The sequence below is a fragment of the Geothermobacter ehrlichii genome (assembly GCF_008124615.1).
GTDB classification, from domain to species: Bacteria; Desulfobacterota; Desulfuromonadia; order Desulfuromonadales; family Geothermobacteraceae; genus Geothermobacter; species Geothermobacter ehrlichii.
In genome coordinates, this window is sequence record NZ_VNIB01000006.1 from 115,505 (window position 1) to 140,678 (window position 25,174).

Consider the following 25,174-nt stretch of genomic DNA (forward strand, 5'->3'; position numbering starts at 1 on the left):
GGGATCCTACCCCTTCTGCAGCAGGGCCCGGCTGCCGCGCATGGTAGCCTCGCCGAGCGTCACCAGCGGCGGGGCCAGCTGGGAGGCCTTGAACACCGGCGTCAATCCCCACGGCAGGGGCCGCAGGCTGAGCGCGAACATGATGATCGCCAGCAGCAACACCCCCTGCACCAGCCCGAAAAAAGCCCCCGTCACCCGGTTCAGTCCGCCGAGAAAAACCATCTTGACGAACCGTGAGAGCAGAAATCCCAGCACCGCAAACAGGGCGACGCAGGAGAAGAACAACAGCAGAAAGGCTATGACCACGCAAACCTGGGCCGGCCAGTCGAGAACATCCATGATCGTCTCGGCCAGCGGCCCCTGGTAGCGAAAGGCGAGAAAGCCGCCCAGCAGCAGCCCGATCAACGAACAGACCTCTCGCAGCAGCCCGCGCAAGGCGCCCTTGACCAGAAAAAACAGCAGAACGACCAGGATGAGGATATCGACCAGGTTCATCCGGCCCCAAACCTCAGCCGGCCAGATGCGCCCGGACCAGTTCGCTGACCAGCTTGCCGTCGGCTCGGCCGCGGGTTTTCGGCGTCAGCTCCTTCATCACCCGCCCCATGTCCTTCGGTCCCTGGGCGCCGACAGCCGCCGCCGTCTCGGCGATCAGTGCCTTAAGCTCCTCCTCGCTCAGCTGGGCGGGAAGAAATTCCTGCAGCACCTGCAGCTCGGCCTCCTCCTTGGCCGCCAGTTCCGGCCGCCCCCCCTCGGCATAGGCGGCGGCCGACTCCCGCCGCTGCTTGGCCAGGGACGAAATCACCCCGATAACGGCGTCGTCATCGAGGGGGTTGCCCGTCTCTATCTCCTTGTTTTTGATCGCGGTGCGAACGCCGCGAATGGTATTCAGCCGCAGGCTGTCCTTGGCCTTCATGGCCTCTTTCATCGCCTGGGTCAGTCTGTCTTGCAAGTTCATGGCATGAATCCTTTCCAGCGTAAACAGAAGCTAGAAACGCAAAGAGGGCGTCCTGAACATCAGGCGCCCATCGTAATGAATATTACATGTTATGACCAAATGAAAAAACCGGCAAGAACTTTTTTGCCGCCTGCCGCCTCAGGAAGAGCGACTCGCCTTCTCCTCCAGTCCGGAGACGCCAAACCGGCGCCGCAGTTCGGCATAGACCCGCTCGGGCTCGATGTCGTAATGCCCCAACAGGACCAGGACATGAAAAAAAAGATCGGCCACTTCATAGACGATCTCGTCCCGATCTCCCCCCTTGCCGGCGACGGCCGTTTCCGTCGCCTCTTCGCCGATCTTGCCGAGAATCTTGTCGAGCCCCTTGGCGTAGAGGGAAGCAACGTAGGATTTTTCCGAGGGGTTGCGCTTGCGATCCTGGATGACCTGGTAGATGGCTGTCAGGATGTCGGTTTCGGAGGGATTCCGCATGGTTCAAACTCCGCTGTGGGGACGCACCGGCACGCCGTGCCGGCGCAGATATTCCTTGCACTCGCCGATGGTGTATTCGCGAAAATGGAAGATGCTCGCCGCCAAGGCCGCCGAAGCGCCGCCCTCGACCAGACCTTCGCGGATATGCTCCAGGTTGCCGACTCCGCCCGAGGCGATCACCGGAATGTCGACCGCGTCACTGACCGCCCGGGTCAGGGCGATGTCGTAACCGTCTTTGGTGCCGTCGCAGTCCATCGAGGTGAGCAGGATTTCGCCGCTGCCGTACTCCTCCATCTTCACCGCCCACTCGACGGCGTCGATGCCGGTCGGCTTGCGGCCACCGTGGGTGTAGACCTCCCAGCGCTGCGGATCGGAGTCCGGTACCCGGCGGGCATCGATGGCCACCACCGTGCACTGGGAGCCGAAGCGCTCGGCCGCCTCGCGCACAAAATCGGGATTGAACACCGCCGCGGTATTGATCGAAACCTTGTCCGCCCCGGCGTTGAGCAGGTTGCGGATGTCTTCGCAGGTCCGCACCCCGCCGCCGACGGTCAGTGGCATGAAAACCCGCTCGGCGGTGCGCCGGACCACGTCGAGAATGATGCTGCGATTGTCCGACGAGGCGGTGATATCGAGGAAGGTCAGCTCGTCCGCCCCCTGGGCGTCGTAGGCCTCGGCCGCCTCCACCGGATCACCGGCGTCGCGCAGGCCGACGAACTGAACCCCCTTGACCACCCGGCCGTCCTTGACGTCGAGACAGGGAATGATGCGTTTGGTCAGCATAAGTCTAAAACCTTCTGGGCCACCAAGACACCAAGAACTCCAAGAAATTCAAAAGCCAGTTCTGGTTTTGGACACTTAAAAAAATCTTGTTCGAAGGTTTCTCTTGGTGTCCTTCGTGTCTTGGTGGCTAATTTAATTCTGTTTGGTCAACGCCACCGCCTCGCGCAGGTCGATCGCCCCGGAATAGATCGCCTTGCCGGTGATCACGCCGGTCACCCCGGAGACTTCGATGGCCATCAGCCGGCGGATGTCGTCGAGACTGGAGAGCCCGCCGGAAGCGATGACCGGGATGCTGATCGCCTCGGCCAGAGCCCGGGTCGCTTCGATGTTCGGACCCTGCATCATGCCGTCGCGGGCGATGTCAGTGTAGATGATTGCCTCGACCCCGAAACCCTCCATCTCCTTGGCCATCTCAGTGGCTTTTTTTTCGGTCACATCGGCCCAGCCGCGCACCGCCACCAGACCGTCCTTGGCATCGATGCCGACCACAATGTGGCCGGGAAACTTCCGGCAGGCCTCGGCGACCAGCGCCGGGTTCTCCTTGGCGACGGTGCCGAGAATCACCCGGTCGATGCCGAGTTCGAGATAGGCCTCGATGGTCGCCAGGTCGCGGATGCCGCCGCCGAGTTCGGTCGGAATGTCGATCGCCGCCACGATCGCCTCGATCGCCGTCCGGTTCTTCGGCTTTCCGGCGAAGGCGCCGTCGAGATCGACGATGTGCAGCAGCTCCCCCCCCTGCTCCTGCCAGGTACGCGCCTGGGCGGCGGGATCGTCGCTGTAGACCGTATCCTTCTCCATCAGCCCCTGCTCCAGACGGACGCAGCGGCCTTCCTTCAGATCGATGGCGGGTATGACCAGCATGGTTGACCTTTCTATTTAAATTCTCAACGCAGAGGAGAAATGTCGACCTCTGGAAATTCGTTTTTCTCAGCGGACTCTGCCCCTCTGCGGCAAAACAGGTTTCCTGGTGTTTCCGGCGCCTTTATGGCAGCCCCATCAAAGCTCCCCGAAATTCCGGAAAATCCGCAATCCCACGGTCTGGCTCTTCTCCGGATGAAACTGGGTGGCAAAGATGTTGTCCCGCCAGACGGAGGCGCAGAACTCGATATCGCCGTAGCGGCAGGTCGCCGCCACGTCGGCGTCGCTGTCCGCATCGCAGTAGTAGGAGTGAACGAAATAGAGGTAGCTGCCATCCTCGATGCCGTGCCACAGGGGCGACGGACGTTTCAGGCTCACGGCGTTCCAGCCCATGTGCGGCACCTTGAGACGCTCGCCGCCTTCCTCCATGCCGGCCGGAAAGCGCAGCACCTTGCCCGGAATCAGGCCCAGCCCCCGGTGGCGGCCGAACTCCTCGCTTTCGTCGAACAGCAGCTGCATGCCGACGCAGATGCCGAGCAGCGGCCTGCCAGCGGCGACGTGCGCCAGCAACGGCTCGACAAAACCGCCGTCACGCAGCCGGTCGATACAGTCGCGAAAGGCCCCGACTCCCGGCAGCACCACCTTGTCGGCGTTTTCGATATCCCGGGGATCGGCGCTGACCCGCGCCGCGAAACCGAGCTTTTCAAAGGCCTTGGCGACGCTGCGCAGGTTGCCTACTTCATAGTCGATAATGGTAATCATTCAGTCCGACGGCGGATGAAAAAGGCCCATCTGCTTTACGCTTGGGTTTCGATCTTTGACGCAGTTTACAGCGCCTCAGACCTCAACCCTGCGCAAGCCTTGCAGCTGAACTTTTTGCTCCGCCTCACCTCTCAACGTTCGCGAAATTTTTCCACCCAGGAAGTCGGAACTCCCTATTCAAGTTTTCCCTTGCTCGACAGCACCCCGTCGATGCGCGGGTCGAGGCTGCAGGCCTCGTCCAGGGCTCGGGCGAAGGCCTTGAAGATCGCCTCGATGATGTGATGCAGGTTGTCGCCGTAGGCAAGATTGACATGCACATTGACCCCGCCGTGGTTGCAGAAAGCCGTAAAGAACTCCTCGACCAGTTCGGTTTCAAAATTGCCGATCTGCGCCTTGGGGATGGCGACATTGAACACCAGGTGCGGCCGTCCGGAAAAGTCGAGGATCACCGAGGCCAGCGCCTCATGCATCGGCATGGTGCCGCGCCCGTAGCGACGGATACCGGCCTTGTTGCCGAGCGCCTGCTTGAAGGCCTCGCCCAGGGCGATGCCGACATCCTCCACCGTGTGGTGGGCGTCGATCTCCAGGTCGCCCCTGGCCGCCACCTGCAGATCGAAAAAGCCGTGACGGGCAATCTGCACCAGCATGTGGTCGAAAAAGGGCACCCCGGTGTCGACGGCATGTTCACCCCGGCCGTCGAGAACAAGCTCGATGCGAATTTCGGTCTCAAGGGTCTTGCGGTCGATTTTCGCGGTCCGTGACATGGTCAAGTCTCCTGGACAGCCAACAGCCAATGATCATAGGCGCCTCGCGCAGAGACACAAAGACGCAGAGCAAAATAAAGGAATCGCATGCCTTCTCTGCGCCTCTGCGTCTTGAGCGAGCAACGCGAGCGGGCGCGAGACGGTCCTAGCTCTTCTCCAGCCGTTTCGACACCGATTTCGCGTGCGCCTCCAGCCCCTCGAGGGTGGCGAGCCGCTCGATGGCACCGCCGAGGCGTTCCAGCCCCGCTTTCGAGAAGGAGATGATGCTCGATTTCTTGACGAAATCGTCCAGCGACAGCGGCGAGAAGAAACGCGCCGTGCCGCCGGTCGGCAGGGTGTGGTTCGGTCCGGCCAGATAATCGCCGGCCGCCTCCGGCGTATGGTGGCCGAGGAAGATGGCGCCGGCATGGCGAATCAGCGGCAGCAGGCCGAAGGGGTCGGCCACCGCCAGTTCCAGGTGCTCCGGCGCAATGCGGTTGGAGAATTCAGCCGCCTCGGCCAGATCGCGGGCGAGGATGATGGCGCCGTAATTGTCGATCGATTGTCGGGCGATCACCTGCCGCGACAGCTGCACCAGCTGCCGTTCCACCTCGGCGGCCACCGCCTCGGCCATCATGCGGCTGGTGGTCACCAGCACCGCCGACGCCAGTTCGTCGTGCTCGGCCTGGCTGAGCAGGTCGGCGGCTATATGGGCGGCTTCGCCACTGCCGTCGTTGATCACCAGGATCTCGCTCGGCCCGGCGATCATGTCGATATCGACCTGGCCGAACACCAGTTTCTTGGCGGTGGCGACATAGATATTGCCAGGACCGGTGATCTTGTCGACGCGGGGAACACTCTCGGTTCCGTAGGCCAACGCCGCCACCGCCTGGGCGCCGCCGATGCGGAAGATGCGGTCGACGCCGGCGATTTTCGCCGCCGCAAGCACATGCGGATTGGCTACGCCGTCCGGCATCGGCACGGTCATGATCACCTCGCCGACGCCGGCCACCTTCGCCGGCACCGCGTTCATCAGCACCGACGAGGGATAGGCCGCCTTGCCGCCGGGAACATAGATGCCTACCCGGTCGAGCGGTCGCACCATCTGGCCGACCATGATGTCGGTCTCGTCGGTCGAAAGCCAGGTTTCCTGTTTCTGCTTGCGGTGATAGTTGGCAATCCGTTCGGCGGCCAGCTCCAGATCGGCCATGGCGATGGCATCGACCTGCGCGCAAGCCCGCTCGATCTCCTGCGCCGTCACCTCGATGCCGACCTCATCGAGGCGCACCCGGTCGAAACGCTCAGTCAGCTCCGACAGGGCGGCATCGCCCCGTTTGCGCACCTCATCGAGGATCGAACGGACCGTCTCCTCGACCCCGACGGGGACCTCGTCCCCCCGGTTTTCGATGGCGGCGAAGGTGGCTGCAAAATCGCTGTCGGACAATGTCAGTATGCGCATACGTCGGCTCCTGTCCGTAATGCGAACGCTAACGGGAAATGCGAACCTCGTCGTCGATCACCTGCTCCAGATCGGCGAGGATCCGGCTGATCCGCCGGTGCTTGGTCTTCAGGCTGGCCCGGTTGACGATGAGCCGGCTGGTGATTTCGGCGATGGTTTCCACCTCGACCATGTCGTTGGCTCTGAGGGTGCCCCCGGTCGAAACCAGATCGACAATCCGCTCGGCAAGCCCGACCAGGGGTGCCAGCTCAATCGATCCGTAGAGCTTGATGATCTCGACCTGGATGCCACGGGCGGCGAAATAACGCTCGGTGATGTTCGGATACTTGGTGGCGACCCGGATGTTCGACCAGCAGGCCGGATCGTCGTCCCGGCGCAGGGCCTTGGGCTCGGCGACCACCAACCGGCAATAGCCGAACTTCAGGTCGAGCGGCTCGTACAGGTCCTTCCCCTGCTCCAGCAGGGTGTCCTTGCCGACCACCCCCAGATCGGCGCAGCCGTACTCGACGTAGGTCGGCACGTCGGTGGCCCGCACCGCCATGAAGCGGTACTTCTGCTCCGGGTTTTCGAAGACCAGCTTGCGGCTTTCGCCCTCCATCTCCGGACAGGTAATGCCGATGCGGGCGAACAGCTCCATGCTGTCCTGCATGATGCGTCCCTTGGGCAGGGCAAAGGTGATCCAGTCGCTCATGTTCCTCCGTTCGGGCCGGACTCTCGTACCAGGGTGCCTAATCTAACGCGAAAGCGGTCGTGTTGGCAAACGGGACGGCGGCAAGCCGCCCGGACTACTCCCGCAGCCGGCGGATCTGCGCCCCCAGTCCGGCCAGCTTCTCCTCGATATGCTCGTAGCCGCGGTCAAGATGGTAGATGCGGGAGATGGTCGTCACCCCCTCGGCCGCCAGGCCGGCCAGCACCAGCGAGGCGCTGGCCCGCAGGTCGGTGGCCATCACCGGCGCCCCCTTGAGGGCATTGACTCCCCGCACCGTCGCCGTGTGGCCGGCGATGCTGATGTCGGCGCCCATGCGCTGCAGTTCGCAGACATGCATGAAGCGGTTTTCGAAGACATGCTCGCTGATCAGGCTGCTGCCGTCGGCCAGGCACATCAGGGCCATGAACTGGGCCTGCATGTCGGTCGGGAATCCCGGGTGGGGACTGGTGACGATCGAAACCGGCCGCGGTCGCTTCGGTCCCCGGACGCGGATGCCCGATTCCTCCTCGGTGATCCGCGCCCCGGCCTCGCGCAGCTTGGCCAGCAGGGCCTCGAGATGTTCCGGCCGCGCCCCGCGCACCAGCACGTCGCCGCCGGTGATGGCGCCGGCGACCAGAAAGGTGCCGGCCTCGATGCGGTCGGGCATGGTGGCGTGCTCGTAGGGAGCCAGATCGTCCGCCCCCTGGATATGGATGGTGTCGCTGCCGGCCCCCTCGACCAGGGCTCCCATCTTGTTGAGCGCTTCGGCCAGGTCGACGATCTCCGGTTCGCGGGCGGCGTTCTCCAGCACTGTTTCCCCCCGGGCCAGCGCGGCAGCCATCATCAGGTTTTCGGTACCGGTCACCGTCGGCAGATCGAGATAGATGCGGGCGCCAACCAACCGCTTGGCGCGGGTTTCGACATACCCCTGGTCGAGGTCTATCTCGGCGCCCATGGCCGCAAGACCCTTCAGGTGCAAATCGATGGGGCGGGCGCCGATGGCGCATCCCCCCGGCAGGGAGACCCGCGCCCGGCCGAAGCGGGCGGTCAGCGGTCCAAGAGCCAGAACCGAGGCGCGCATGGTGCGCACCAGCTCGTAGGGGGCCTCGATCGAGGCCAGGTCGCGGGTGTCGACGCGAAAGGTGCCGTTATTGCGGTCGACGCGGGCGCCGAAGATGGCGAGCAGCCGCTCGACGGTATCGCAGTCGCGCAGCCGCGGCACGTTGTCCAGGCGGCTCTCCCCCGAAGCCAGCAGGGTGGCAAAGAGCAACGGCAGCGCCGCGTTCTTGGCACCGCTGACGTCGATCTCGCCGCACAGCCTCTGTCCACCCCTGATTTCGATCTGGTCCATAAACAAATCAGGCGTTGGGCGCCGGGCACCGGGCACCGGACATAACCGCCTTCCTTCTCTCAGTTCCTCAATCTGCCGATCCGGCGTGCCGCCCGCCGACGACGCGCGGCACGCCGGCATAGTCGTCGCGGATGAACAGCTCAGTCAGGCCGGCTTCGGCGAACAGCTCTCGCACCGCTTCGGCCTGGCCGATGCCGACCTCAACCAGCAGCCAGCCGCCGGCAGTCAGCCGGTCGGTCTGCCGGGTCAGGGCCCGGTAGGCGTCAAGACCGTCGGGACCGCCGTCGAGGGCTCCGACCGGTTCGAAATCCCTGACTTCGGGCATCAACCCGGCCAGATCAGCCCGCGGAATGTAGGGCGGATTGCTGACAATCAGCGGCCAGGGTCCGGCCGGCAGTTCTTCGAGACGTCCCCGCCGAAGCTCGAAACGCTCCGACAGCCCGAGCTCCTCGGCATTGCACCGGGCGACCCGGAGGGCCGCCGGCGACAGGTCGACACCCAGCGCCCGCCAGTCGCTCCGCTCATGCAGCAGGGCCAGGGCGATGCAGCCGCTGCCGGTGCCGACATCGAGCAGCGCGGCCGCTTCTTGCGGCATCCGCTTCAGGGCCTCCTCGACCAGCACCTCGGTGTCGGGCCGCGGTATCAGTACACCCGGTTCGACATGGAGGGTCAGCGACCAGAATTCGGCCCGACCGAGGATGTACTGCAGCGGCTCGCGCGCCGCCCGCCGTTTCACCCGCTCGCGAAACCGGGCCAGCTCGTCCGCCTGCAGCGGCCGGTCGAAGTTGAGGTAGAGCCCGACCCGGTCGAGATCGAGCAGATCGGCCAGCATCAGTTCGGCGTCGAGACGGCCGTTGTCGACGCCCTTGCTCCGCAGGTGCTCCGCGGTCCACTGCAGCACACGCAACAGGGTCCAGACCTCGGCCAATCAGCCCTCCTGCCCGGCCAGCAGCTCGGCCTGGTGATGGGTGACCAGGGCGTCGATCACCTCGTCCAGCTCCCCCTGCATGATCTGGTCGAGCTTGTAGAGGGTCAGGCCGATGCGGTGGTCGGTGCATCGCCCCTGGGGAAAATTGTAGGTCCGGATCCGTTCGCTGCGGTCGCCGCTGCCGACCTGCGACTTGCGGTCTGCCGCCTGCCTGGCCTGCTGTTCGGCCTGCATCTGGTCGTAGAGCCGCGCCTGCAGCACTTTCATCGCCTTGGCCCGGTTCTTGTGCTGGGATTTCTCGTCCTGGCAGGAGACGACCAGGCCGGTGGGCAGGTGAGTGATGCGAACCGCCGATTCGGTCTTGTTGACGTGCTGGCCGCCGGCGCCCGAAGCGCGGAACAGGTCGATGCGCAGATCGGCGGGATTGATCTCGATGTCGACGTCCTCCGCCTCCGGCAGCACGGCGACGGTGCAGGCCGAGGTATGAATGCGTCCCTGAGCCTCGGTTTCGGGAACCCGCTGCACCCGATGGGTTCCCCGCTCGAACTTGAGCCGGGAGAAGACCCGGTCGCCACTGATCAGCGCCACCACTTCCTTGAAGCCACCGATATCCGACTCCGAGGCGCTCAGCAGCTCGACCTTCCAGCCCATGCGCTCTGCGTAGCGGCTGTACATCCGGAACAGATCGCCGGCGAACAGGGCGGCCTCGTCGCCGCCGGTGCCGGCCCGGATCTCCAGGATGACATTCTTGTCGTCGTTGGGGTCCTTGGGCAGCAGCAGCAGCTTCAGCCGTTCGGCCAACGACTCCTTCTCGGCCTCGAGAGCCGGGATCTCCTCGCGGGCCATCTCCCGCAGATCGGGGTCCTCGTCCCGCAGCAGCTCGCGGTTTCCTTCCAGCTCTTCCAGAACCTTCTTGTAGCGAGCGTAGGCGGCGACGATCTCGGCCAGCTCGGCGTGTTCCCGGGTCAGTGCCAGGTAGCGCTTCTGATCGGCCATCACTCCGGGATCGGCCAGCAGTCCCTCGACCTCGCGAAAACGGTCTTCGACTTCGTCCAGCTTTTGAAACATGCCCTACCTAGAGTTTGGCGAATTCGTCGCGCACATCCTTGATCGCGCCACAGGTCATGGCCCCTTCCGGACAGGGGCCGGTCAGGCAGCCGGGGCCGGCGTCACCGAAAATGACCGGCGCCACCCGGCGGACCAGCCGCAGCATCTCGGTGGCCAGGGCGCGGATTTCCCACTGGGCCCGCCGGCAGCAGCGCAGATGAAAGAAATGCCGCAGCTCGCGCGCGTTCATGGTCAACAGCAGCTTGGTGGCGGCGGCGTTGGGCAGCACGAAGCGGGCATCCTCGGCGGGGATGCCGCGCTCCAGCAGGCGGGCATAGACCCGGCCGGCCTCGGCCATGAAATCCTCGAACAGCGCCCGGCATTCGGGATCGGCGGCGACCGATTCGGGAATCACCCGCTCGAATCCTTCGTGGCTGGCGACGTAGCGCTGGCTCTGCTGAGAAAAAGAGGCGATGCGGTGCCGCACCAGCTGGTGCGAACAGGCCCGGCTGATCCCCTCGATGCCAAAGGTGAAGGATGCGTGCTCGAGAACGGAAAAATGCCCGAGGCCGACAATCTTGCGCAGCAGTGCCGCCTGCTCGGCCTCGTCGCGGGCCATCAGCTGGTCGATGTCCGCGGCCGAATAGCAGAGGCGGGCGGCGGCAGCACAGGCCCGTTCAGGATACGGGGTATAGGTCAACAACTGAACACGCATAAAAAGCGGGGCTCCGTGTCGGCACGCCCACCGGACTCGACTACGGACCGACATGGACACGCCGGGATGCCGAAAAAAAGAAACGGCCCGCCGGGCCGTTTCTCGTTGCTTATTTCTGGCCGTACTTCTTGCGGAACCGCTCGATCCGGCCGGCGGTGTCGACCAGCTTCTGCTTGCCGGTGAAGAAGGGATGACAGGCCGAGCAGATTTCGGTGGTGATGTCGCCCCCCTTGGTCGACCGGGTCTCGAAGGTGTTGCCGCAGTGACACTTGACGGTCACCGGTTCGTATTTGGGATGGATACCTTCTTTCATGTCTGACTCCTTGCGCCTGGTCCTGTTACAGGCCGAGATTCACGCCGCTACGGGCGAAAGGAAGTAACTAGCACTTTTGCCGCCGATTTGCAAGCCCCTCGTTGCCGTTACTGGTTCATGTTGTCGAGAAACTCCTGGTTGCTGTCGGTTTCGCCGAGCTTGTCGAGCAGAAACTCCATGCTGTCGACCACGTTCATGGTCGAGAGCACCTTGCGCAGCAGCCAGACGCGCTGCAGGGTCGCCTGGTCCACCAGCAGCTCCTCGCGGCGGGTGCCGGACTTGTTGATGTCGATGCAGGGGAAGGTACGCTTGTCCATCAGCCGCCGGTCAAGGTGCAGCTCCATGTTGCCGGTTCCCTTGAACTCCTCGAAGATGACCTCGTCCATCTTGCTGCCGGTATCAATCAGCGCGGTGGCGATGATGGTCAGGCTGCCGCCCTCCTCGATGTTGCGGGCGGCGCCGAAAAACCGCTTCGGCTTGTGCAGGGCGTTGGAGTCGACCCCGCCGGAGAGAATCTTGCCGGACGGCGGCTGCACCGTGTTGTAGGCCCGCGCCAGGCGGGTGATCGAATCGAGCAGGATCACCACGTCGCGCTTGTGCTCGACCAGGCGCCGGGCCTTCTCGATGACCATTTCGGCAACCTGCACGTGGCGGGTGGCCGGCTCGTCGAAAGTCGAGGAGATGACCTCTCCATTGACGCTGCGCTGCATGTCGGTCACCTCTTCCGGGCGCTCATCGATCAGCAGCACGATGAGGTAGACCTCCGGATGGTTGCTGGTGATCGAATTGGCGATGTTCTGCAGCAGCATGGTCTTGCCGGTGCGCGGAGGAGCGACGATGAGACCGCGCTGCCCCTTGCCGATGGGCGAAACCAGATCGATGACCCGGGCCGACATGTTGTCGCTGGTGGTTTCCAGGATGATCCGATCCTCCGGATAGAGGGGGGTCAGGTTGTCGAACAGGGTCTTGTCGCGGGCGACCTGCGGATCCTCGAAATTGACTTCCGAGACCTTGAGCAGGGCGAAATAGCGCTCCCCTTCCTTGGGGGGGCGGATCTGGCCGGAGACGGTATCGCCGGTACGAAGGTTGAAGCGGCGGATCTGCGAGGGCGAGACGTAGATGTCATCCGGGCCGGGCAGGTAGTTGGCATCCGGAGCGCGAAGAAAGCCGAATCCATCCGGCAGAATTTCCAGGACCCCTTCGCCATAGATGGCTCCGTTCTTCTCCGCTGTCGAATTGAGGATGGCGAAGATCAGATCCTGCTTGCGCATGCCGGAAGCGCCCTCGATCTTCAGCTCCTTGGCGATGGCATTGAGTTCGGTGATTTTCTTTTCTTTCAGTTCCTTGAGATTCATGGGGCTCCTCACAGCCGTCGGTCAGCACTGATCCCCACGGAACCGGCCGCAAAGACAGCCGGCGCCAGGGAACATTTCTGGCAGGTCATGCATTGATTGATGGGACTGATATCCACTCCGGAATCGTCAGTATCTTCTATTCGGCTATTCGGCTTTGTTCTGGGAAAGGTATAAGATTTTTTCAGCAGCTCAACAGGCAGGGAGGTCGCCGCGGACACGTGCCGTTCCAGTATAGCAACCGTCCCGCATCAGACAAGTCACGGGGATCAATTATATTCAGACAACGATGTATGCCTTGTTTTCGCGTGTTTCAACAAGTCGGAATTCGGAAATGTCGGGCCGGCAGGACAACCGCAGACAACAGAGCCTATTTACTCCGCCCTCCCACCGATGTCAACGAAAAATAGCTTTCCCCCTCCGCATAACGGAGAAAAACACCGTCCGAACGGACGGTCGCTAGAGCAGACCGCCGAGCAGCGGCGCCAACCCGCCGGTCAGGCTGTCAAAGAGATCGGCGTAAGGCTTCGGCAGTTTCTGCGACCCGAAGACTCCGGCATCGACCTCTCCGAGAGCCCGATCGAGACCGTCCAGAGTGACGAATTTGATCTTCACCCGGTCGGTCCGATTGTAGTAGGCCTCGTCGAAATCGGGGTATTGCAGATCGAGAAAGGTCGCGCTTCCTTGCGCCGGGTAGTCCCAGGCGAGGGTCCCGTCCGGCAGCACCACCACCGCCCGAACCTGCACCGACTGGTAGGGAGCCTCAAGATAGTTGACCGGGATGCGGTCGCGACGGGTTTCCACCCGCTCGATGCCGCTCTGAATCACCACCAGCAGACCGTCGACCACATAATCGGCCGCCACCTCGGACACGCCCTGCGCGCTGAAAGAATAGTCACGGTAGAACCGTCCTCCGTCCCCGGTCAGACGGCTACCGGCGACAAGACGGCGGAAAAGGGAGGCCGGATCGCCCTCGACCAGCCGCACGTCGAAATAGCGCTCTTTGCTGCGCAGCTTTTCGACCAGAACGGCCGCCTTGCCGCGGTTGTGTTTTTGCAGCAGCGCCACCAGCTCAGCGCTCTGCGGATGGCTGAAGGATCCGGCGTCGACCAGAATCGGAACCACGCCCAGGGTCTTGACCCGGGCGCTGTACTCGTCCCTGGCCAGATGGAAACGGCCGCCGCTGCAGGCAGTGACGGCAAGAAGCAGCAGAGAAACCAGCAACAGACGCATGACAGCCCTCCGAAAAGGTTGTGGGCGGACGACTTCTCGCCCGTTCAGAACCGTGCCGGACGCGAGGGTTTTCCCACGTGTTCGTCGATTATAACCCGCAACCGACGGATCGGCCCAGCTCTTTTCGGAACAGGGCGGACCACCCCCTTGACAGACCGCCGGCAAGAACCGATGCTAGGTCGCGACCGTCAGCGCGACTGTCATCCATCTCAATCGATTCAGGGAGGATCCCATGCTACCGAAACGACTCATCATTCTCATCGCCATGTTCATCTTCTCGACCCTGTGGACAGGCCAGGCCGCTGCCGCCAGCCTGCAGCCGACCGGCCTCGAAGACGCCGTCACCCTCGGCGCCGGCAAGGGAAGTTTCCGGCTCGGTGTCGCCTATCTCGAGGACGCTCCCCTTCTCTTCCAGCGGGAAGGAACCGACCGCACCCAGATCTCGGTTCCCGAAATGGAACTGCGCCTCGGCCTCGGCAAGCGGGCGGAGGTCATGGCCCGCTACGATCTGCTGCACGTCAACCAGACCGGGCAGGACGGCGAGTTCGGCAGCGGCGACCTGCTGCTCGGCACCAAGGTCAACCTGCTGCCGGAAGACCTGCAGCTGCCCGCCATCGGCCTGCGCTTCGCCACCAAACTGCCCGCCGCCAGCGAAAATGACGGCCTTGGCACCGGCGAAACCGACGTTTTCGTCGACCTGCTGGCGACCCGCAACTTCCCCCTGTTCAGCGCCTACGGCAACCTCGGCCTCGCCGTGCTCGGCAATCCGGCCGGCAAGCAGGAAGAGAAGCTCCACTATGCGGCGGGCGTCAGCGTCCCCTTCAAGGCCAGCGGCATCACGGTGCTGGCCGGAATCGAGGGACTTGACCTGAACGATTCCCTCAACGATCGCGGCAGCCTGACGGTCGGCCTGCAGTACGATTTCGGCCAGGCCCTGTTCGACTTCGGGGTCAGCAACGGCTATCGCAGCCGCAGCGAGGACTGGGGCGTCCGCGCCGGCCTGACCACCCTGTTCGACCTGCCGGCCGGCTGGTAATCAGTCCTCCGCCGGCAGATCGGGCACCGCCGCCTCGCGGGGCAGTCTTTCGCGGGCGAAATGCGCCACCCCCCAGGCGAGGATCTCGGCCGGCGGAGCTCCCCTCAGCTCCGCCGGCACCTTCTGGCCGAGAAATTCCAGCGCCGCCGCCAGCCAGCGCCCGGCCGCCCGAGGGCGCAGGGGCAACGCGCCATGCCGCTTGCTCAGCTTCTGCCCGTCCGCCGCCAGCGCCAGCGGCAGATGCAGGTAGCGCGGATGCGGCCACCCCAGGCACTGATGCAAGTAGATCTGCCGGGGTGTCGAGCCGAGCAGGTCGGCGCCGCGCACCACCTGGTTCACCCCGCTGTCGTGGTCGTCGACGACCACCGCCAGCTGATAGGCGAACAGGCCGTCGGCGCGTTTCAGGACAAAATCGCCCACCGCCGTCAGCAGGTGCTGCTCCTGCGGTCCGAACAGACCGTCGCAAAAACCGACCACCTCGTCCGGCACCCGCAGCCGCAGGGCCCGCGGCTTGCGGCCCGCGGGCAGACCAAAGCGGCAGGTTCCGGGATAGACCGGCCCTTCCTCGCCCGGATGCGGCGCGCTGGCCAGGATCTCGCGTCGCGAACAGCCACAGTCGAAAACCAGCCCCCTTCGCCGCAGGGCTTCGATCACCGCGCGGTAACGCTCGTCCCGCCGGCTCTGCCAGAGAACCTCTCCGTCCCATTCCAGACCGCACGTCTCCAGCCCGCGCAGGATCTCGTCCGCCGCACCGGGCACCACCCGAGGCCGGTCGAGATCCTCCATGCGCAGCAGCCAGCGCCCGCCAGCCTGGCGTGCCAGGCAATAACTGCCCACCGCCGCCACCAGGGAACCGAAATGGAGCGGCCCGGTCGGGCTGGGCGCGAAACGGCCGACATATTCCGTCGTTCTGTCTTCCCGAGTCATAACGGGTATTGAACATGCCGCCGACGCCGACAGCTGTCAAGAAGGATACGGCCTGAAACCGGATGCCACCGCCCCCCCCCCGGCTTTGCCTTCGCGGTAAAGCCGGGTATAATGGCTCGATTCAAAACCTCGAGTCGCCTGACCGGTAACGAAGTATTGCCGGATGTCGGGAAAGGGAGGACGGAATCATGCGAAAACTCTTTGCAGCCTGGATTCTCGGTCTCGTTATGACCGCACTGCCAACCGCCGGTCGCGCCGTCGAAGCACAACTTGTCTCCGGCGCCGGCCCCTCGACCAAGATCGTGCAGCTCTTCTTCGAGCATTTCGGCAAAGATCCGGCCTGCAGGAACTACAGCTTCACCGTCCCCGCCCCGTCCATCAAGCACCGGGGCGGCATCCAGGCGTCCGACACCTACCTCTTCGGCCGCACCGGCAGACCCCTGAACACCAAGGAACGCGGCATTGGCAAAGAAGAGATCTTTCTGGCCAAGGTGCCGATCACCTTCGCCGTCGGACTGGAGACCGGCGTTCAACAGCTGACCCTGAAACAGATCGAACAGATCTTCACCCGTCGGATTACCAACTGGAAAGAGGTCGGCGGCAACGACGGCCAGATCCTGCTGGTCGGCCGGGAAGCGACGGAGGCCCTCTTTTCGACCCTGAAGCGGGACTTCCCCTTTTTCAGGGAGGTGACCTTCGACCGGATTTTCCGCCGCGACCCGCAGGTGGTCAAATTTCTCATGTCCCCGGCCGGCAGGCTGGCCATCGGCTTCGGCGCCCAACCCAATTTCCGCAAGCACAACCAGCTCCGGGTGGAAGGGTTCTCCTCCGGCGTCAGCCTCGGCCTGGCCTACGACCTGAAAAACGCCGACCATCCCGTCGTCAGGGCCGCCCGCGCCTACGCCGCCAGCGACGAATGGAAGCGGCTGGTCCGCCAGGCCGGGCTGCTGCCTGCCGGCTGAGACTGCCGCAACCTCTCTTGTTCAGCTTATCAAGCAAAAAGGCGGCGCCGTGCCCGATCGCACGGCGCCGCCTTTTTGCTGCCCGAATCCCGCCATCCGTCTCGGCAGCCATGCCCGGACGAACCAGGATCCAGCCTCCCCTGCGGCAGTAAAATCCGGAGCCGGATTCGGCTTATTGACAAAACCGCAAGGAAAAAGTATTTATAACCGCATTTGTCATTTTGGTTGTTTACCAACCTGAATCCGTAAACTCCATTACCGGCAGACAGCACAAGTTATTGTCCTGCCTGAGCTTCCCAAAAATCGCCGGTGAACTATGGGTGCACCTCAGATTTTTGCAAGCTCATTCAAGCCAAGCACTTGCACTCTCTATCCGGCATGAGTTCACGGATTCAGGCATCAAGGAGTTCACCGTGATCATCACCCGCGCCACCGAATACGCCATCCGGGCCCTGCTCCACCTGTCGAAACAGCCGCGCGGCCAGATCGTTCTGAAGAAGGACATCTGCGCCGCCCAGGACATCACCCCGGCCTTTCTGACCAAGATCCTGCAACCGCTGATCAAGGAAGGGATCGTCGGCTCTCAGCGGGGCGTCGGTGGCGGTTTCTACCTGATCAAGGCTCCGGAAGAGATTACCCTGCTCGACGTGGTCAGGGCTGAAGAAGGGCCACTCTATCTCAATCACTGTATCGCCCAGGAAGGAATCTGTGAAAGAGACGCCTTCTGCCCCACCCACGGCGCCTGGAAAGACATCCGCAACGAGCTGATGCAGACCCTCGCCAAGTACACCTTCGCCGACCTGGTCGCAACCGAAGCCAGAAATCTCGAAAAGCTGGGGCGATCCAGCGGCCATTCAAAGGCAGGCTGCTGAAAAAGCCTGTCCGTCTGGTTGACAGTCCGGAAAGCAGGCTATTCGACGAAAAAGCCGCCGACCCGCCAGTTGCCGTCATCCTCCAGCATGACGGTCACCGTCTCCTCGGCGCCCTTGCGCCGTTCATAGTCGGCCGTGAAAATCAGGGTTATGAATTCCCCCTTGTTGTTGCCGCTCGCCTCGGTGGAGTAGCGGATCTCCTTCTCCTTGCGCTCCAGCATCTTGCCGTACTGGACACGAAAGAGCTTCAGCTTGCCGGCCCACTTCTCCTGCGGAATCTTGTCCCGGATCAAAGCGGCGCTCATGTTCCAGCTGTCGGCGAACTGATCGCCATCCACCATCGCCAGAAACCGCTCGGTCGCGGCCCGCGCCGACGCCGCCTTGGCCGGATCGATCTTGTTCTCGACCCGCGGCCAGAGAATGATGGCGAGTCCCGCCAGAATCAGCACCGTATGTATCGCCAGACGTCGAATCGACATCCCGTCCTCCCTGTTGCGAACTGAATTTCGAACGCTGTTCGAGCCGATACTATAAGGGCTGGAAAGGCCGAGGGCAACCATTTCCCCGGCGGGATGCCGGCCGCCGGCAAAAAAACACCCTGGAGACCAGGAGGGTGAGTCATCCAGGGCGAAGAGGGAGGCGGCGTCCCGCCTCCGTGAAGGTCTGTGTTCCTTGCGCGTTTCAACTAGATTATACCGCCGCCTACCGTGCCGGTCAAACAGGCCCATATATAAAAACGCCGCATTTTCGCGCGGCGTTTTTCAAGAGAAGAAAAGGGACAGATCTTATTTTTTCACCAGAAAGAGCCGCCCCAAACCTGAACAGGTTCGAGGCGGCTCAAACGTCGTCAGATGCAAGGCGTCTCACCCCCTGGGGAATGAGACGTAGCAGCAGCTACGTCGGAATGACGAAAGGGATGAGCAACGCAGCAGATGGCGGCATTTCAGCCGCCCCGTTACTTGACCACCTCTTCCGGGTAGGCATGGACATGGTGGATGCTGAGGTCCGGACCGCGGAACTCCGCCTCCTCGTCCAGCCGGAACCCGACCGTCTTCTGGATGACGCCGTAGACGACGAACCCGACCACCAGCGCGTAGGCCGCCGCCATCACCGTGCCGATCAGCTGGGAGATGAAGCTGACACCGCCCATGCCGAGAAAGAGGGGCGAACCGAAGATGCCGGCAGCGATGCCGCCCCAGCTGCCGATCAGGCCGTGCAGGGGCCAAACCCCGAGAACGTCGTCGATCTTCAGCTTTTCCTGTTCGAAGCCGAAACCGTAGACGAAGATCAGGGCGCCGATGCCGCCGATGAAGAACGCGGCGATCGGATGCACGATATCGGAACCGGCGCAGATGGCGATCAGCCCGGCCAGGGCGCCATTGTGAACGAAACCCGGGTCATTCTTGCCGGCGACCAGGGCGAACAGCACGCCGCCGACCATGGCCAACAGCGAATTGACCGCCACCAGTCCGGAGATGCCTTCCAGGCTCTGGGCGCTCATGACATTGAAGCCGAACCAGCCGACCGCCAGAATCCAGCTGCCCAGGGAGAGGAAGGGAATGTTGGAGATCGGAATCGCCTTGCTCTTGCCGCGCACCCAGCGACCGAGACGCGGCCCGAGGACGATCACCGCCGGCAGCGCCAGCCAGCCGCCGAGGGAGTGAACCACCACGCTGCCAGCGAAATCGTGGAACCCGGCACCGAAGGTCTTTTCCAGCCAGCCCTGCAGGCCGCTGCTGTTCTGCCCCCAGATCAGGGATTCGAACAGGGGATAGACAACCGCGGCGAAGATACCACCGGCGGCCACCTGCGGCCAGAACTTGGCGCGTTCGGCGATGCCGCCGGAGATGATCGCCGGGATGCAGGCGGCAAAGCAGAGCAGAAAGAAGAAGCGCACCAGCTCGTAGCCGTTGTTGTCCCCCAGCAGGGAACCCGCCGGCGCCAGGAAATTGACCCCGTAAGCGAGCGGATAGCCGATCAGAAAATAGACAACGGTCGAAACCGACCAGTCGGTGAGAATCTTGACCAGGCCGTTGACCTGGCTTTTCTGACGAACCGAACCGATTTCGAGAAAGGCGAAGCCGGCGTGCATGGCAAAAACCATGACCGCACCCAGCATGAGAAAAAGGACGTCACCACCGTGACGAAGCGCAACAACAGTGGACTCCATTTGTCCTGAACCTCCCGGAATTTGTCTGCCGACTCCATTGTCGACCGCGACCAGCCATTACAATATGCATACCAGCCGTCCATCCGGCCCGAACCGGGCCTTTTCCCCGTGCGACGACACACCACCAGCCTTATTTTTAACCAGTGCTGCCTAAAAAAAAGGCACGAGCCACTTTCTACACTAAATTACCGTTATTTATTTTGCGCGATGGCTATTTTTTTCTTGACTTGTTGTGCGTGTTTTTATAGTCTCCATTCCCGACCAACTTAATCGTAAATAACCGCAAGAAAATCGGACCCCGAGCAGAAACCATGGAATCGACGCGACGCAGCCTGGCCAAGGCCATCTCCTGGCGCCTCATCGCCACCACGATCACCGGTACGCTGGCCTTCGCCCTGACCGGCGAACTGGCCTTCGCCGCCCAGATCGGCCTGGCGGACACCGCCCTGAAAATCTTCATCTACGTCGCCCACGAAAGACTCTGGAACCGAATTCCCTTCGGACGCGAAAAGCAGCCGGAATACTACATCTAAAGAGAGGCGAATGGACATGAGCAGCACGGCCGCCCGAATCGACGAAGACCACATTCTCAGCGCCGAAAAGATTTTGCGCCAGGGCCTGGAACGGGCCGGCGGGCGCGTCGCCCTGGCCTGTTCCTTCAGCATCGAAGATGTCACCGTCATCGATCTGGCGCACCGGGCCGGACTTGAACTCGGCGTCTTCGCCATCGACACCGGACGCTTGCCGGAGGAAACCTACATCGCCGCCGAATCGGTGGCCCAGCGCTACGACCTGCAGATCGACTGGTACTTCCCCCGTGCCGAGGCCGTCGAACGGCTGCAGCGGGACAAAGGGCTGTTCTCCTTTCGCGAAAGCCTCGAAAACCGCCACCAGTGCTGCGCCGTGCGCAAGGTCGAGCCTTTGCGGCGCGCCCTGGCGGAGCTGTCAGGCTGGGTGACGGGGCTGCGCCGCTTGCAGAGCGTGACCCGGCAGGATCTGCATCCGATCGAAATCGACCGTGCCCATGGCGGGCTGCTGAAAATCAATCCGCTGTGCGACTGGAACCACGACCAGGTCCGGGACTACGCCGAAAGCAGGCGCATTCCCGTCCACCCCCTGCACCGGCGAGGCTATCCGAGCATCGGTTGCGCCCCCTGCACTCGGGCGGTGGCCAAGGGCGAGGATATCCGCGCCGGCCGCTGGTGGTGGGAAAGCCCGGAACACAAGGAATGCGGACTGCATCGTCAGGAGGCGAAAAGCGGCCAAGAGTGAAAGAAGGGGCAAGGGAGCGAAGGCCGCAACAGACTGAAACGAACCACCAGCCAATCCATTGGATAAGGGCGAAAAAGAACCGTCCGAGAAAAGAAACCATGACCCATCTGGAACAACTCGAAGCCGAAAGCATTCACATCATGCGGGAAGTCGCCGCCGAGTTCGAGAACCCGGTGATGCTCTACTCGATCGGCAAGGACTCCTCGGTGATGCTGCACCTGGCCCGCAAGGCCTTCTACCCGGGAAAGATCCCCTTTCCGCTGCTGCATGTCGACACCACCTGGAAGTTCCGCGACATGATCGCCTTTCGCGACCGGATGGCGGCCGAGCACGGTTTCGAGCTGATCGTGCATGTCAACGAGGAGGGTGTCGCCCAGGGGATCAATCCCTTCACCCACGGCAGCGCCCTGTACACCGACGTGATGAAGACCGAGGGGCTGAAGCAGGCGCTGGACAGGTACGGTTTCGACGCCGCCTTCGGCGGCGCCCGCCGGGACGAGGAGAAGTCGCGGGCCAAGGAACGCATCTTCTCCTTCCGCAGCGCCAACCACCGCTGGGATCCGAAGAACCAGAGGCCCGAGCTGTGGAACCTGTACAACACCCGGGTGCGGCCGAAAGAGAGCATCCGCGTCTTCCCCCTGTCCAACTGGACCGAGCTTGACATCTGGCAGTACATCTACCTGGAGAACATTCCCATCGTGCCGCTCTACTTTGCCGCCGAGCGGCCGGTGGTCGAGCGCGACGGCATGCTGATCATGGTCGACGACGACCGGCTCGAGCTGCTTCCCGGCGAGCAGGTGCAGAAAAAGATGGTGCGCTTCCGCACCCTGGGCTGCTATCCGCTGACCGGGGCCATCGAATCGACGGCCACCACGTTGCCGGAGATCATCCGCGAGATGCTGCTGACCCGCACTTCCGAGCGGCAGGGGAGGCTGATCGACCACGACCAGGCCGGCTCCATGGAGAAGAAGAAGGCGGAAGGATACTTTTGAAAAACGGTGTCGGCGAAGGCAACCCCCTTCGCCCTTCGCCGAATCTGGAGCTTGTATGAACAGCCAATCGGAACTGATTGCCGAAGACATTCACGCCTACCTGAAGGAACAGGAAGAGAAGTCCCTGCTGCGCTTCATCACCTGCGGCAGCGTCGATGACGGCAAGTCGACCCTCATCGGCCGGCTGCTGTGGGACTCGAAGCTGATCTTCGAGGACCAGCTGGCAGCGCTGCAGGCCGACAGCCGCCGCATCGGCACCCAGGGGGACGACATCGACTACGCCCTGCTGCTCGACGGTCTGCAGGCCGAGCGCGAACAGGGGATCACCATCGACGTCGCCTACCGCTTCTTCAGCACCGACCGGCGCAAGTTCATCGTTGCCGACACCCCGGGCCACGAGCAGTACACCCGCAACATGGTGACCGGGGCCAGCACGGCGCAGGTGGCGGTGATCCTGGTCGACGCCCGCAAGGGCGTGCTGACCCAGACCCGGCGGCACAGCTACCTGGTGTCGCTGGTGGGCATCCGGCACGTGGTGCTGGCGGTGAACAAGATGGACCTGGTCGACTACCGGCAGGAGCGGTTCGAACAGATCCGGCGCGACTACGAACTGTTCGCCGGCAACCTCGGTTTTGACGAGATCGTCGCCATCCCCATCTCGGCACTGAAGGGTGACAACGTGCTCAAGGCGCGCGGGAACACCGAGTGGTATGACGGACCGAGCCTGATGAACTACCTGGAAACGGTTCAGGTGGAGGACGAGACGCGGAAGAAGCCGTTCCGCTTTGCCGTGCAGTGGGTCAACCGTCCGAACCTCGATTTTCGCGGCTTTTCCGGCACCGTCGCCTCGGGGCAGATCGCCGTGGGTGACGAGGTGGCAGTGGCCGCCTCGGGGCAAACCAGCCGCGTCAGCCGCATCGTCACCATGGACGGCGACCTGGAGCAGGCCCGCGCCGGTCAGGCGGTCACCCTCTGCCTGGCCGACGAAATCGACATCAGCCGGGGGGATCTGCTGGCCAGACCGGATGAAGCGCCGCATGTCAGCGACCACATGGAAGCCAAGCTGGTATGGCTGCACGAACAACCGCTGCGCATCGGCGCCGAATACCTTCTGAAATCCGGCAACCGCACCCTGCCCGCCCGGGTGCGTCAGCTCCGTTTCCGGGTCAACGTCAACACCCTCGACCAGGAGGAAGGCGGCGCCCTCGCCCTGAACGAAGTCGGCGTCGCCCGCATCGAACTTTCCGGAGCCCTCGGCTTCGACTCCTACCGGGAAAACCGCGCCACCGGCAGCTTCATCCTCATCGACCGGCTGACCAACGCCACTGTCGGCGCCGGCATGATCCACCAGCCGCTGAGCTCGACGGCCGGCGACGGACAACCGCTGCGTCTTACCACCACCGACCGTGCTTTCGCGCTCGGCCAGCAGCCGCTGCTGATGCTCTTCCCGGACGACCGGCCGGAAACGGCCGGAGAACTGGCAGAAATGACCGAGAGCCTGCTTCACCGGCAGGGACGGCACACCATTCTGTTCGACGGCCACGCCTTTTTGCGCCAGAGCGCGGATCTGCTGGCGAACGACGTCGGACCGGACCCGGCGGCGCTGTTGCCTCTGGCCCTGCGGCCCCTGCTGCAGGCCGGGCTGCAGGTTCTGGTCACAGGCCCTGCCGACAGCCTGAACCGGCTGGCCCGGCAGCCGGACATTCTCGGCGCACAGGATCTGGCCGTGGTCGAAAGCAAACAGCTTCGTTTGCAGCGGCAGGACCGGTCGGCCACGTCCCCCCTGACGACAACGGACAGTGGCCGGCGGGCCCGGCAGATCGTCCAGGCCCTGCGCAGCCTTTTCTCCATGGTTTGATGTCAGGGTCGAGTTTGCTATGCTGTGCGCTTTTCCATCGGCGGCTGCCGGTGGTGACCATTCCACAGCAGACAGAGGTGAAACACGCATCATGACTTTCGATCCACAGCAACTGCGCCTTGACGGCATCTATCAACAGGCGGGTGACGATCGCTGGATGCAGCGCATCAAGATCCCAGGCGGCGTCCTGTCGAGCGAACAGGCGGAAAAGATCGCCGAAATCGCATCGAAGTACGCCGGCGGCCGGCTGCACCTGACCACCCGCGGCAGCGTCGAACTGCACGATCTGCGCAGACACGACCTGCGCGAAGTCCAGCGGCAGCTCGCGACCGTCGGCCTGACCGGCCGCGGCGCCTGCGGCGGCGCCGTCCGCGGCATCGCCTGCGGCAGCAGCTTCGGCCCCAACTTCGCCAGCTGCCAGAGCCTGGCGCGGCGCCTCACCCGGCACTTCACCGGCAATCCCTGGTTCGAGGGACTTCCGAAAAAGTTCAAGATCGGCATCCTGGGCAGCGGCGACGGCAAGCGCCATCTCATCCAGGATGTCGGCCTGGTCCACGCCGGCATAAAGGACGGCCGGCCGCTCTGGGATGTCTGGTGCGGCGGCGGTCTCGGCCGCGAGCCGCAGGCGGCTCTGCTGCTGGCCGGGCGGGTGCCGGAAGAACGCATCATCCCCCTGATCGAGGGCATCCTCCACGTCTACCGCCAGGGAGTCGAAAAAGGAAAACGGCTCAAGCACCTGATCCGCCAGGTCGGCGAGGAAGAATTTCGCAACCGTCTGCGCCGCTTCACCCCCGAGCCCTACGCCCCGGTCGCCAACAGCGGCTTCGGCACCACCCTGAGCCTACAGACCGACGAAGAACCGCTGCGGGTGCAGGTCTTTGCCGGCGAACTGCCGGCGACCAGCCTGATCCGCCTGGCCCGCCTGGCCCGCGACTACACAGGCGGCTGCCTGGTGCTCGATGGCGAGCAGGACATCCTCCTGTTGCCAACCAGCGAAAAGAACCGCGCCGCCCTGCAGCAGCGCCTGGTGCTGGCCGGTCTCGGCGAATCTTTGACCGCGCCCGCGCCCTGCTTCCGGGTCTGCCCCGGCAGCCACGACTGCCGCATGGGACTGGCCCCGACCCGCGATATCGCCCGCGACATCCTGGCCGGGCTGCCGGCAACCGCCACCGGCACCAGCCTGGCCATTTCCGGCTGCCCCAACGCCTGCTCCCAGCCGCAGCTGGCCGACTACGGCATCATCACCCGCCGCCTGACGAAGGACGAACAGGGACGGCGGATACCGCTGTTCGACCTGCTGCGGGGAGAAAAAGACGGACTGGCGACGCCAGTGGCGGAAAATTTGTCCCTGCAGGACTTGCAAACAAGGCTCAAAGAGGTATTTAATACCAGCAACTGACTCGGGATTTTCAGGCCTGGGCCGACGC

General features: G+C 63.5%; 27 protein-coding genes. 8 read left to right on the forward strand and 19 right to left on the reverse strand.

Going from position 1 to position 25,174, the window contains the following annotated elements; translation table 11 throughout:
• Positions 1 to 6: 6 nt before the first annotated feature.
• The 16 genes from EDC39_RS08135 to EDC39_RS08210 all read right to left on the reverse strand — a co-directional run bounded on the left by EDC39_RS08135 (position 7) and on the right by EDC39_RS08210 (position 13,658).
• Positions 7 to 495: a CvpA family protein gene (locus EDC39_RS08135; protein ID WP_148895880.1), complete on the reverse strand. Its 489-nt coding sequence runs from the start codon at positions 493 to 495 to the stop codon at positions 7 to 9.
• 13 nt (positions 496 to 508) lie between these two features.
• Positions 509 to 955: a GatB/YqeY domain-containing protein gene (locus EDC39_RS08140; RefSeq protein ID WP_148895881.1), complete on the reverse strand. Its 447-nt coding sequence runs from the start codon at positions 953 to 955 to the stop codon at positions 509 to 511.
• Positions 956 to 1,093: 138 nt separating this feature from the next.
• Positions 1,094 to 1,426, reverse strand: coding sequence for a phosphoribosyl-ATP diphosphatase (locus tag EDC39_RS08145; protein ID WP_148895882.1), 333 nt, complete (start codon positions 1,424 to 1,426; stop codon positions 1,094 to 1,096).
• A 3-nt stretch (positions 1,427 to 1,429) separates the two neighbouring features.
• A complete protein-coding gene (hisF, locus tag EDC39_RS08150) occupies positions 1,430 to 2,209 on the reverse strand; it encodes an imidazole glycerol phosphate synthase subunit HisF (protein WP_148895883.1) in 780 nt (259 codons plus the stop codon).
• A gap of 132 nt (positions 2,210 to 2,341) precedes the next feature.
• Positions 2,342 to 3,070, reverse strand: coding sequence for a 1-(5-phosphoribosyl)-5-[(5-phosphoribosylamino)methylideneamino]imidazole-4-carboxamide isomerase (hisA, locus tag EDC39_RS08155; RefSeq protein ID WP_148895884.1), 729 nt, complete (start codon positions 3,068 to 3,070; stop codon positions 2,342 to 2,344).
• 135 nt (positions 3,071 to 3,205) lie between these two features.
• Complete coding sequence (gene hisH, locus EDC39_RS08160) at positions 3,206 to 3,829, reverse strand: imidazole glycerol phosphate synthase subunit HisH (RefSeq protein WP_148895885.1); 624 nt, start codon at positions 3,827 to 3,829, stop codon at positions 3,206 to 3,208.
• 173 nt (positions 3,830 to 4,002) lie between these two features.
• Entirely contained in the window at positions 4,003 to 4,593 is a 591-nt protein-coding gene (gene hisB, locus EDC39_RS08165; protein ID WP_148895886.1) for an imidazoleglycerol-phosphate dehydratase HisB, read from the reverse strand.
• A 145-nt stretch (positions 4,594 to 4,738) separates the two neighbouring features.
• On the reverse strand, positions 4,739 to 6,031 hold the full coding sequence (hisD, locus tag EDC39_RS08170) for a histidinol dehydrogenase (protein ID WP_148895887.1): 1,293 nt from the start codon (positions 6,029 to 6,031) through the stop codon (positions 4,739 to 4,741).
• Between the two features lie 28 nt (positions 6,032 to 6,059).
• Positions 6,060 to 6,722: an ATP phosphoribosyltransferase gene (hisG, locus tag EDC39_RS08175; RefSeq protein ID WP_148895888.1), complete on the reverse strand. Its 663-nt coding sequence runs from the start codon at positions 6,720 to 6,722 to the stop codon at positions 6,060 to 6,062.
• A 94-nt stretch (positions 6,723 to 6,816) separates the two neighbouring features.
• Positions 6,817 to 8,070 carry a UDP-N-acetylglucosamine 1-carboxyvinyltransferase gene (murA, locus tag EDC39_RS08180; protein WP_148895889.1) on the reverse strand — a complete coding sequence of 418 codons (1,254 nt, stop codon included), beginning with the start codon at positions 8,068 to 8,070 and terminating at the stop codon, positions 6,817 to 6,819.
• Between the two features lie 67 nt (positions 8,071 to 8,137).
• A complete protein-coding gene (gene prmC, locus EDC39_RS08185) occupies positions 8,138 to 8,998 on the reverse strand; it encodes a peptide chain release factor N(5)-glutamine methyltransferase (RefSeq protein WP_148895890.1) in 861 nt (286 codons plus the stop codon).
• A complete protein-coding gene (gene prfA / locus EDC39_RS08190; protein WP_148895891.1) occupies positions 8,999 to 10,066 on the reverse strand; it encodes a peptide chain release factor 1 in 1,068 nt (355 codons plus the stop codon).
• A gap of 7 nt (positions 10,067 to 10,073) precedes the next feature.
• Positions 10,074 to 10,760 (reverse strand): FAD-dependent thymidylate synthase, encoded by a 687-nt coding sequence (thyX, locus tag EDC39_RS08195; RefSeq protein WP_148895892.1) that lies wholly within the window; start codon positions 10,758 to 10,760, stop codon positions 10,074 to 10,076.
• 109 nt (positions 10,761 to 10,869) lie between these two features.
• Entirely contained in the window at positions 10,870 to 11,073 is a 204-nt protein-coding gene (gene rpmE / locus EDC39_RS08200) for a 50S ribosomal protein L31 (RefSeq protein WP_148895893.1), read from the reverse strand.
• Between the two features lie 107 nt (positions 11,074 to 11,180).
• Positions 11,181 to 12,428, reverse strand: a complete 1,248-nt coding sequence (gene rho, locus EDC39_RS08205) for a transcription termination factor Rho (protein WP_148895894.1) — start codon at positions 12,426 to 12,428, stop codon at positions 11,181 to 11,183.
• A gap of 456 nt (positions 12,429 to 12,884) precedes the next feature.
• Positions 12,885 to 13,658, reverse strand: a complete 774-nt coding sequence (locus EDC39_RS08210) for a hypothetical protein (protein WP_148895895.1) — start codon at positions 13,656 to 13,658, stop codon at positions 12,885 to 12,887.
• A gap of 232 nt (positions 13,659 to 13,890) precedes the next feature.
• Between EDC39_RS08210 and EDC39_RS08215 the strand changes: the two genes are divergently transcribed.
• Positions 13,891 to 14,694, forward strand: a complete 804-nt coding sequence (locus tag EDC39_RS08215; protein WP_148895896.1) for a hypothetical protein — start codon at positions 13,891 to 13,893, stop codon at positions 14,692 to 14,694.
• Here EDC39_RS08215 and gluQRS read toward each other — a convergent pair whose 3' ends face one another.
• Positions 14,695 to 15,621: a tRNA glutamyl-Q(34) synthetase GluQRS gene (gene gluQRS / locus EDC39_RS08220; protein WP_148895897.1), complete on the reverse strand. Its 927-nt coding sequence runs from the start codon at positions 15,619 to 15,621 to the stop codon at positions 14,695 to 14,697.
• Between the two features lie 188 nt (positions 15,622 to 15,809).
• On the opposite strand from gluQRS, the gene EDC39_RS08225 reads away from it, so the two are divergent.
• Both EDC39_RS08225 and EDC39_RS08230 read left to right on the forward strand, forming a co-directional pair.
• The gene (locus EDC39_RS08225) at positions 15,810 to 16,583 is read left to right on the forward strand and encodes a substrate-binding domain-containing protein (RefSeq protein WP_148895898.1); all 774 of its coding nucleotides are present in this window, start codon (positions 15,810 to 15,812) and stop codon (positions 16,581 to 16,583) included.
• Positions 16,584 to 16,996: 413 nt separating this feature from the next.
• Positions 16,997 to 17,455 (forward strand): RrF2 family transcriptional regulator, encoded by a 459-nt coding sequence (locus EDC39_RS08230; protein WP_148895899.1) that lies wholly within the window; start codon positions 16,997 to 16,999, stop codon positions 17,453 to 17,455.
• 38 nt (positions 17,456 to 17,493) lie between these two features.
• On the opposite strand, the gene EDC39_RS15330 is transcribed toward EDC39_RS08230, so the two are convergent.
• On the reverse strand, positions 17,494 to 17,934 hold the full coding sequence (locus EDC39_RS15330; protein WP_187426714.1) for a DUF4019 domain-containing protein: 441 nt from the start codon (positions 17,932 to 17,934) through the stop codon (positions 17,494 to 17,496).
• A 476-nt stretch (positions 17,935 to 18,410) separates the two neighbouring features.
• The gene (locus EDC39_RS08240) at positions 18,411 to 19,625 is read right to left on the reverse strand and encodes an ammonium transporter (RefSeq protein WP_148895901.1); all 1,215 of its coding nucleotides are present in this window, start codon (positions 19,623 to 19,625) and stop codon (positions 18,411 to 18,413) included.
• 311 nt (positions 19,626 to 19,936) lie between these two features.
• Between EDC39_RS08240 and EDC39_RS08245 the strand changes: the two genes are divergently transcribed.
• From EDC39_RS08245 to EDC39_RS08265, 5 genes are all read left to right on the forward strand, one after another.
• On the forward strand, positions 19,937 to 20,158 hold the full coding sequence (locus EDC39_RS08245) for a DUF2061 domain-containing protein (protein ID WP_148895902.1): 222 nt from the start codon (positions 19,937 to 19,939) through the stop codon (positions 20,156 to 20,158).
• A gap of 10 nt (positions 20,159 to 20,168) precedes the next feature.
• The gene (locus EDC39_RS08250; RefSeq protein ID WP_148895903.1) at positions 20,169 to 20,897 is read left to right on the forward strand and encodes a phosphoadenylyl-sulfate reductase; all 729 of its coding nucleotides are present in this window, start codon (positions 20,169 to 20,171) and stop codon (positions 20,895 to 20,897) included.
• Positions 20,898 to 20,995: 98 nt separating this feature from the next.
• Positions 20,996 to 21,889, forward strand: coding sequence for a sulfate adenylyltransferase subunit CysD (gene cysD, locus EDC39_RS08255; protein ID WP_246140214.1), 894 nt, complete (start codon positions 20,996 to 20,998; stop codon positions 21,887 to 21,889).
• Between the two features lie 55 nt (positions 21,890 to 21,944).
• Positions 21,945 to 23,747: a sulfate adenylyltransferase subunit CysN gene (gene cysN, locus EDC39_RS08260; RefSeq protein WP_148895905.1), complete on the forward strand. Its 1,803-nt coding sequence runs from the start codon at positions 21,945 to 21,947 to the stop codon at positions 23,745 to 23,747.
• Positions 23,748 to 23,838: 91 nt separating this feature from the next.
• Positions 23,839 to 25,146, forward strand: a complete 1,308-nt coding sequence (locus tag EDC39_RS08265) for a nitrite/sulfite reductase (RefSeq protein WP_187426715.1) — start codon at positions 23,839 to 23,841, stop codon at positions 25,144 to 25,146.
• Positions 25,147 to 25,174: the final 28 nt, after the last annotated feature.

Bases quoted from the DNA above. Each gene is read 5' to 3' on its own strand.
- EDC39_RS08135 (WP_148895880.1), bottom strand. From the start codon at position 495: ATGAACCTGGTCGATATCCTCATCCTGGTCGTTCTGCTGTTTTTTCTG.
- EDC39_RS08140 (WP_148895881.1), bottom strand. From the start codon at position 955: ATGAACTTGCAAGACAGACTGACCCAGGCGATGAAAGAGGCCATGAAG.
- EDC39_RS08145 (WP_148895882.1), bottom strand. From the start codon at position 1,426: ATGCGGAATCCCTCCGAAACCGACATCCTGACAGCCATCTACCAGGTC.
- hisF (WP_148895883.1), bottom strand. From the start codon at position 2,209: ATGCTGACCAAACGCATCATTCCCTGTCTCGACGTCAAGGACGGCCGG.
- hisA (WP_148895884.1), bottom strand. From the start codon at position 3,070: ATGCTGGTCATACCCGCCATCGATCTGAAGGAAGGCCGCTGCGTCCGT.
- hisH (WP_148895885.1), bottom strand. From the start codon at position 3,829: ATGATTACCATTATCGACTATGAAGTAGGCAACCTGCGCAGCGTCGCC.
- hisB (WP_148895886.1), bottom strand. From the start codon at position 4,593: ATGTCACGGACCGCGAAAATCGACCGCAAGACCCTTGAGACCGAAATT.
- hisD (WP_148895887.1), bottom strand. From the start codon at position 6,031: ATGCGCATACTGACATTGTCCGACAGCGATTTTGCAGCCACCTTCGCC.
- hisG (WP_148895888.1), bottom strand. From the start codon at position 6,722: ATGAGCGACTGGATCACCTTTGCCCTGCCCAAGGGACGCATCATGCAG.
- murA (WP_148895889.1), bottom strand. From the start codon at position 8,070: ATGGACCAGATCGAAATCAGGGGTGGACAGAGGCTGTGCGGCGAGATC.
- prfA (WP_148895891.1), bottom strand. From the start codon at position 10,066: ATGTTTCAAAAGCTGGACGAAGTCGAAGACCGTTTTCGCGAGGTCGAG.
- thyX (WP_148895892.1), bottom strand. From the start codon at position 10,760: ATGCGTGTTCAGTTGTTGACCTATACCCCGTATCCTGAACGGGCCTGT.
- rpmE (WP_148895893.1), bottom strand. From the start codon at position 11,073: ATGAAAGAAGGTATCCATCCCAAATACGAACCGGTGACCGTCAAGTGT.
- rho (WP_148895894.1), bottom strand. From the start codon at position 12,428: ATGAATCTCAAGGAACTGAAAGAAAAGAAAATCACCGAACTCAATGCC.
- EDC39_RS08210 (WP_148895895.1), bottom strand. From the start codon at position 13,658: ATGCGTCTGTTGCTGGTTTCTCTGCTGCTTCTTGCCGTCACTGCCTGC.
- EDC39_RS08215 (WP_148895896.1), top strand. From the start codon at position 13,891: ATGCTACCGAAACGACTCATCATTCTCATCGCCATGTTCATCTTCTCG.
- gluQRS (WP_148895897.1), bottom strand. From the start codon at position 15,621: ATGACTCGGGAAGACAGAACGACGGAATATGTCGGCCGTTTCGCGCCC.
- EDC39_RS08225 (WP_148895898.1), top strand. From the start codon at position 15,810: ATGCGAAAACTCTTTGCAGCCTGGATTCTCGGTCTCGTTATGACCGCA.
- EDC39_RS15330 (WP_187426714.1), bottom strand. From the start codon at position 17,934: ATGTCGATTCGACGTCTGGCGATACATACGGTGCTGATTCTGGCGGGA.
- EDC39_RS08240 (WP_148895901.1), bottom strand. From the start codon at position 19,625: ATGGAGTCCACTGTTGTTGCGCTTCGTCACGGTGGTGACGTCCTTTTT.
- EDC39_RS08245 (WP_148895902.1), top strand. From the start codon at position 19,937: ATGGAATCGACGCGACGCAGCCTGGCCAAGGCCATCTCCTGGCGCCTC.
- EDC39_RS08250 (WP_148895903.1), top strand. From the start codon at position 20,169: ATGGACATGAGCAGCACGGCCGCCCGAATCGACGAAGACCACATTCTC.
- cysD (WP_246140214.1), top strand. From the start codon at position 20,996: ATGACCCATCTGGAACAACTCGAAGCCGAAAGCATTCACATCATGCGG.
- cysN (WP_148895905.1), top strand. From the start codon at position 21,945: ATGAACAGCCAATCGGAACTGATTGCCGAAGACATTCACGCCTACCTG.
- EDC39_RS08265 (WP_187426715.1), top strand. From the start codon at position 23,839: ATGACTTTCGATCCACAGCAACTGCGCCTTGACGGCATCTATCAACAG.